The organism is Streptomyces sp. AM 4-1-1, assembly GCF_029167625.1.
GTDB lineage: Bacteria > Actinomycetota > Actinomycetes > Streptomycetales > Streptomycetaceae > Streptomyces.
Genome location: NZ_CP119146.1, coordinates 289,326 through 296,355, shown reverse-complemented (window position 1 = coordinate 296,355; position 7,030 = coordinate 289,326). Strand labels below are relative to the sequence as shown.

The 7,030-nt window shown below is 67.0% G+C and carries 3 protein-coding genes; 2 read left to right on the top strand and 1 reads right to left on the bottom strand.

Going from position 1 to position 7,030, the window contains the following annotated elements; genetic code table 11:
- Positions 1 to 571: 571 nt before the first annotated feature.
- Positions 572 to 2,956 carry a DEAD/DEAH box helicase gene (locus PZB75_RS32015; RefSeq protein ID WP_275533183.1) on the top strand — a complete coding sequence of 795 codons (2,385 nt, stop codon included), beginning with the start codon at positions 572 to 574 and terminating at the stop codon, positions 2,954 to 2,956.
- A gap of 61 nt (positions 2,957 to 3,017) precedes the next feature.
- Here PZB75_RS32015 and PZB75_RS32010 read toward each other — a convergent pair whose 3' ends face one another.
- On the bottom strand, positions 3,018 to 4,484 hold the full coding sequence (locus PZB75_RS32010; protein WP_275533184.1) for a serine/threonine-protein kinase: 1,467 nt from the start codon (positions 4,482 to 4,484) through the stop codon (positions 3,018 to 3,020).
- A 967-nt stretch (positions 4,485 to 5,451) separates the two neighbouring features.
- On the opposite strand from PZB75_RS32010, the gene PZB75_RS32005 reads away from it, so the two are divergent.
- A complete protein-coding gene (locus PZB75_RS32005) occupies positions 5,452 to 6,531 on the top strand; it encodes a hypothetical protein (RefSeq protein ID WP_275538519.1) in 1,080 nt (359 codons plus the stop codon).
- Positions 6,532 to 7,030: the final 499 nt, after the last annotated feature.

The following is a 7,030-nucleotide window of genomic DNA, read 5'->3' as shown; positions in this document are numbered from 1 at the left end:
CCCGCGGAGCGGGATATGACCCGGCAAGCCGGGTCATAGTGAATGAATTGCGCAAGCGCAATTCATATTCCCGCGTAAACGCGGGAATGGAATTCCGTGAACGGAATTCCGGGAGGGAATGCAATTCGCGCAAGCGCTCATTGCGGGCATCCGCGCAAGCGCGGTCGCCTGGGCTGGCAGCAAGGGGAGGTGCATCACGCTCGGGCCTGTGTAGGGCTTGGGGTTCCTGGCCACCACCCCTGCAACGGATGTGACGGGCCGTCGGGTTGTACGGGTGCCGGCCTTGCTGCAGTGACGGGTTTCGCTGCGCTCCACCCTGACCCCTCCCTCACTCTCAGACCCGCCCGGTGACGCTCATCAATGCCCCATCAGCATACAGGACAACCGGCCGCATCGGGTCGAGATTCGGTCATGTATCACCCTGGGGGTGAAAGTTGGCGTGCGGGTGATGCATCACGGACCACGCCTGTGTAGTGTTTGGGTCTACACACCACAACCCCGGACCAACCATTGCGCCCGGGACCTTCCATTCTTATTGCGCGCGGCATTCCGCGAAAAGGAGACCACGGGAATGGCTAGGAAACTGTTTCCTCACCAGATCGAGGCTGTTGCGAACATTGTGCGCGGTCTCGATGTTCCACTGGATGGCATTCCTGTCAATGGCCTGCGCGGACAGGTGCATGCCGCGTGCGGGACGGGAAAGACCACCATTGCCGCGGTGTCGGCAAAGCGGATTGTGCCCAAGGGGCGCATTCTGGTCCTGGTGCCGACGCTGGACCTTCTGACTCAGACGGTCCGTGAATGGCATGAGGCTGGGCACACGGGGCCGGCGGTTGCGGTGTGCAGCCTCACCGATGACCCGGAGCTGTGGAACCTCAAGGTGCGCTCCACCACGAACCCCGTGCAGCTGGCGCTGTGGCACAGCACGGGGCCTGTGACCGTCTACGCCACCTACGCGTCCCTGGGTGTCCTGGCGAAGGCGTTCGAGGGTGCCTACGGGCAGCAGCTGGCCCCGATGGACCTGACGGTGGTCGATGAGGCCCACAGGACAAGTGGCTCGATGGGCAAGGCCTGGGCCGACGTCCACGACCAGGACGTCATCCCCTCCTACCGGCGGCTGTATCTGACGGCCACGCCGCGGATCTGGGAGGAGCGGCCGAACCGTGAGGTCGCGGAGGGGGTGCGTGACCCGCTGCCGCGCGAGATGGCGGCCTCCATGGACGACGAGAAGGTCTTCGGGCCGGTCCTCTACAAGCTCTCGCTGGCATCGGCCGTGTCGCGGAAGCTGCTTGCGCGGTACCAGATCATCGTCCTGGAGCTCCAGGACCCGGTCGTCACCCCGGAGCGGCTGATGAGCGAGGAGCGGCACAGCGAGAGGGTGCGCGGTGAGCGCCTGGGGGCGCTGCAGGCGGCGTTGCTGCACACGATGGCGGAGCACCACCTCCAGACGTGCATCACCTTCCACCATCGGACGATAGAGGCGCAGGCGTTCGCGGAGGGCCTGGAGCGTGTCGCCAAGCGGCTGCACGCTGACCGGCCCGAGAAGTACCCGGCGCGCATCTGGGCGGACTGGCTGTGCGGTGAGCACGTCCCCGAGCGTCGGCGGGGGGTTCTGGGCGAGTTCGGGTCCACGGCGCTGCGGGCTGTCCTGTGCAACTGCCGGGTGCTGGGTGAGGGCGTCGACATCCGGGCTGTGGACTCGGTGGCCTTCCTGGACCCCAAGGGCGCTCCGCACGACATCGTCCAGGCGATCGGCCGGGCGCTGCGTCAAAAGCCCGGACAAGGGAAAGTCGCCTCTTTGATCGTGCCGGTATTCCTCCAGCCCGGAGAGGAGCCGGAAGACATGTTCACCTCCGGATCGTATCGGCCTTTGGTGAAGGTATTGGAGGGTCTGCGCGCTCACGACGAAGAGGCAATCGAATTGCTTGCGATTCCGCAGGAGCCTCAGAAGGACGTCGTGCAGCCGTCCGAGTACATCGGTTCGCCGCCCGAGGAAGGTGAGGACGAATCCCGTCTCTTGCTGCGTTTTGCGGCTCCGCGTGACCCGGTGATGGTCGCGGACTGGATTTCCTTCAACGTCATCGACACCGAGCGCCAGGACTGGGCGCGCGGCTGGTCGGCGCTCAAGACGTTCACGGAGCGTGAGCTTCACGCCCGAGTTCCCTATGGGTACAAAGAGGGCGCGTTTCCCCTGGGGACCTTTGTCGCAGAACAGCGAAGGGCCTACGGGGCGGGGCAGATGACCGGCAGGCGCGCGCAGCGGCTGGAGAAGCTGGGCATGGTCTGGAACCCGGCCGATGAGCGGTTCCAGGAGAACCTTGAGGCCGCCAAGGCGTACTACGCGGACCATTGGACCCTCTGCGCTCCGAGGTCCGCCGCTGCTCTGGACAGGCCGGTAGGGCAGTGGCTGAGCAATCTGCGGCGCCCCGGTGCGCTGGAGGGCCACCCTGAGTGGAAGACCGCGCTGGAGGCCGTGGACACGCACTGGAATCCCGCGTGGCCGCCGGAGTGGCAGCGGCACTACGCCGCGCTGCGGGAGCTGCTGACGGACGAGGACGACCGCTCCGAGGTCTTGCCCGGCTTCACCGTCCACGGCATGGACGTGGGCAAGTGGCTGGCGAAGCAGCGTCAGCACACGGTCTGGGAGGGACTGATAGACGGGCAGCGCGACCTCCTGGAAGCGGTCGGCATCGTGCCGCTGCCCCCGGAGCAGACGAAGCCCACTAAGGCCCCCAAGGCGGCCATGAGCGCCTTCGAGAAGGGCGTAGCGGCCCTGGAGCAGTACAAGGCCCGGGAAGGCTCTGTGAAGGTCCCCAGGGCCCACGTAGAGACGTTGCCGGATGGGTCGGAGGTCAAGCTCGGAGTGTTCCTCAGCAACAGCAAGAGCCGCCGGGCCAAGCTGACCGCCGACAAGCTCGCCGCGCTGGCCGACCTCGGACTCGACTGGGCTGCCTAGCCACGAGAACCTCAGGAGCCCGCCCTCAGCGAGTGGGGCGGGCTCCTGGGTACTCAGCTCGTCACTTCCTCCACGACCCTTGCGGCTCCCGCTCAGGCATACGGCGGGGGTGTCCCAGCTCCCCGCTGGCCGCCTTGGCGAGCCAACTGGTCCACCGGTCGATGAACTCGTCCAGATCCCCGACCGAGAGGGGCGTGAAGGGCCAGGCCACCTGGTGCATGGCCATGCTCGGGCCGACCGCCGCGCGAGCCTCATGGTTGGGATTGAGGGAGAACGGGTCGATCTTCGACGTCACGTTGCGCAGCGGCATGTGCATGAAGGCCGTCTCGAACCACTGGTAACGCTCGGCCGCCTGGGCGTCCGCGTACCAGAGGGAGTGGCTCCGCCCCCCATAGCCCAGCCGGTTTTGCGGGATCGTGAGTCTGATGGTCGCGTGGGCGATCACGTCGAACGGCGCCATCGATTTACCGTGCCAGGCACTGGGGTTGGTCTCCTGGGCGCTGCTGAAGGTCAGATCGGCTTCGGCCACGCGGAGCGTCCAGCCTGCCGGGGCCCTGCGCACCTCGGCCGTGGAGACGATGTTCGTGATCATTGTCAGGAGCTGGTCGGAGATTAGGCTGAGTGATGTGCGGGCGGCGTCCAGGAGGTCCCGGCGCCGCTCGGCTTCGGTGGCTTCTGCTGACGCCTGGCGGTCGGCTTCGGAGCGGCGTGCGGCTTCGGCCCGGTTCGCCTCTGCCAGTGCGGCCAGCCCGCCTGCCAGAGATGCAGTGGGGATGCGGCTCAGTCGCTCTAGTACGTTGCCAGCCGCGGGGCGGCCCTGGGGAGCGCGGAAAAGGCATTCGGTGATCAGCGCAGCCAGCAGGGCGGGTGCGGTGGTGAGCGGCGGTGGAGTGCCGTGGAGGTGCTGGTCCTGGTAGTCGTGCTCGTACGGCCCGGTGAAGGGCGTGATGCCCTCCAGGAGCTCGTAGGCGAGGACGCCCAAGGCGTAGATGTCGCTGGCGCTCGTGGCCCGTAGGTTCTTCCAGCGCTCCGGGGCCATGTAGGCAAGGGTGCCGGCGAACTTATAGGTCTGCTGGGCAGTGGTCGCTTCGGCGTAGCGGGCGATGCCGAAGTCGGCCAGGCACCAGCGGCCGTTGAGAAGCAGGACGTTCTCAGGCTTGAGGTCGCGGTGGACGACCTGGCCGTCAAGGTCGGTCAGGGTCTCGGCGATGTCCGTAAGCACGCGCACGGCCTCGGCCAGGGCGAGAGGCCCGTGCTGCTGCAGGTGTGCCCGCAGGGACTTCTCCGCCCGGGGCATGACGAGTACCCAGTGGTCTTCGTGCTCACCGTTGTCAAGGATCGGCACGATGTTGCGTACGCCATCGAGTTCGGTGAACAGCATTTCCCGTTCTGCGCCAGGCCGCTTCGGGACCATCTTCACTGCGGCGGGCAAGCCGTTGACATCCTGCGCTGCGTAGACGGCGCCGAAGCCGCCTCGCTCCCCGATGGGCTCGCCAACGACCCATTCACGGGCCAGTTTCAATCTCATGAGCACGCGCCTCGCCATCTTCGACCGCTCTGTCTGAATCATCATGCCGGAGCACTCCGACACCCGATCCGCGTTCACTCAAGCGGGCATGCTGAGGAGGGCGTGCCCCTGCCGGCTGCATGACGGTCTGGAGCATTTCGATGAGGCCGTCCCCGCCGCGGAACCTCAGCATGCTGTCGCGCGCGAGTCCGTGGGGCAGCGGGAAGCTGTAAGTGCCAGCTCCGTTGACGGGATGGAGTTAATGGTTCGCCCCTAGCTCAGCTCCGACACCGCGCCACTTGTCACCCTGCTGGACGACCTCGAGTTGTGTGGGGCCCGCAGGTCCACCTCAGCAGGTGAGCAGCCGGGAACGAGCAGCGGGGCCGAGCAGGGTGATCCGGTTCGGCCCCGCTGCTGTGTGGTCAGCCGAAGTCGAGCGTGTCCGGGGGCGGCGCCGACGGAGGCGGCGTCGGGGGCGTGTGGCCCCGCTGGGCGGCCTCCCAGCGCGTGATCAGCTTTTCCTTCCAGCCCTTCACTGGAGGCCAGGGGATGCCCCATTCGGCGAGCGTGGCACGCGTCCAGGCACCCTTTTCTGTGCGGGCTTTTCTGTGCGGGCGGCGTGGATCTCCTCAGGGGATGGCAGTACAGGCATGCGGGATCAACGAACGGCAGGGCGCAGGTGTCACCCACCAGCGCCGACTTCGCCCCCGGTGCCAGCGGCATCGCGCCCCAGAGGCTACACGCGCTCAAGTGCGATGCCGAGGGTCTGGAAGCGGCGGCATCGCACTGGTGTGCGTGTAGCCCCTGGGACCTTGGGCGGCCTCTGCTGGCTACGTGGTGGCCGGGACGGGCTCGGTGCGGTGGTCCAGCCGCGTGTAGAGGGCCCGCACAAGGCGGGCGCGGTTCCGGCCACAACGGGCTCCTCGCACAGAGCACAGCTGCCGCAAATATGAGTGCTCACCCGTGACGGATTCAGGATCATGGGGGCATGAATAGCGAGGACGCCCCGGACGCAGAAGACGGCGATGAAGAATTCGGCCAGGAAGCGGAGCCTCACCAGGGCCGTGGCGCCAACTACGACCTGTCCGGCTTCATGGAGTCGATCAGGCAGATCTCGGCCTGGCAAGACAAGATGTTGGAGCCCGCCCGCCGCCACATCCGACAGATGGAGTCCACCCGCCGGACCATCGAAAGTGTCATGGGACCGGGCAATACGGCCTACCAGGCTGCACTGAACGCCCAGCGCCATTACCGGGCGATCGCTGAGCCCATACTGGCACTGCAGAGCGATCTGAGGGACATCTACGACTGGCACGGCCGCATCAATGACGTCGTACGCAGCGTGTCGCTTCCCCGCACGCTGCTGGACCAACTCGCAGCGACAGCAGCCCTTTTCCTGCCTGCCAATCTCGTCGGCCTGGAAGCTAAGGACCTCTACACGATTCTGGAGATGGGTGAGGACGACGGGCTGTCCCTCGCATGGGCACCCCGGGCCGAGATCGTCAAAGCCCTGTTCCCTCTCAAGGAGCGCCAAGAGCGTTATGCCCTCCTGGGCGAACGCCGCGACGACGTTCTCGACGACGTCGACGCCAGCCTCCAGAGCGTCACCCATCCTGAGCTGACCGGCATGGTCGCCATCCTGAGCACTGCCACCCGCACCGCGCGGGCCGGCTTCGATGAGGGCGCCCAAGCCCTGGCGGGCAATGTGCTCGAGACCGCGATGAAGAAGCACGGCAACGCCTGGACCCGGCGTTCCTTCCCTCAGGTGACCTACCCGCCGAAGGCCGGACACCACGGCACCATCGGCAGTGCCCTGGGCGACGCGGACGATTGGGGCGATCTCACTCTGCGGCAGTTCAAGCACTACCTGGTGCTCGCGGGCATGCGAAACGCCTTCGGGCCCGGTGCCACCCAGGACACCTTCAACCGCCACCTTGGAGCACACCAGGCTTCGCCCGACGCCTACCGTCCGGAGTTCGTTCTGCCGGCAATCCTCCTCGCCCACGCCTTGCTGCGTGCGTTGGACCAGGACCTCGATCGCCCCGACGAAGAAGAAGACGAGGCGTAGCTGCTTTGAGTCTCCGGGCGCGGACGCAACGTTCTCAAGGGGTGCCCGACCCATCGGGCCGTCGGGTTGTGTGGCGGCCGGGACGGGCTCGGTGAGGCGGTCAGCCGCGCGTAGAGGGCCCGCACAAGGCGGGCGCGGTTCTGGGCACAGCGGGCCGTTTCTTCGATCGGGGTGGAGAGGCGGCCGTCGGCTTCGCGGAGGACGACTTCGGCGAGGGCGCCGTGGCCGTCGCTCTTGGGCAGGGCGGCGGCGTGGCGTCGGACGTCGGCGGTGAGAGCGCTGGCGTGGCCGGTCAGTTGGAGCACGATCTGTTCGTAGTCGCATGGGGAGGTCTGGGTTCTTCCACGCGAGGACGGCGGTGACGAGCGCTTCGTACGGTGCGCGGTCCAGAGGGAGGCCGGCGTAGACCTGGCCGTGAGGGTCGTGGAACTCGGTGTGGGGTGTCATCACTGTCTCGCCGCGTCGTCCTGGTCGCCGTCGTCGGGGGCGGCGAGGGTGG

What these genes read in the sequence shown, in the direction of transcription:
- PZB75_RS32015 (WP_275533183.1), top strand. Translation starts at nt 572, where the DNA reads ATGGCTAGGAAACTGTTTCCTCACCAGATCGAGGCTGTTGCGAACATT.
- PZB75_RS32010 (WP_275533184.1), bottom strand. Translation starts at nt 4,484, where the DNA reads ATGAGATTGAAACTGGCCCGTGAATGGGTCGTTGGCGAGCCCATCGGG.
- PZB75_RS32005 (WP_275538519.1), top strand. Translation starts at nt 5,452, where the DNA reads ATGAATAGCGAGGACGCCCCGGACGCAGAAGACGGCGATGAAGAATTC.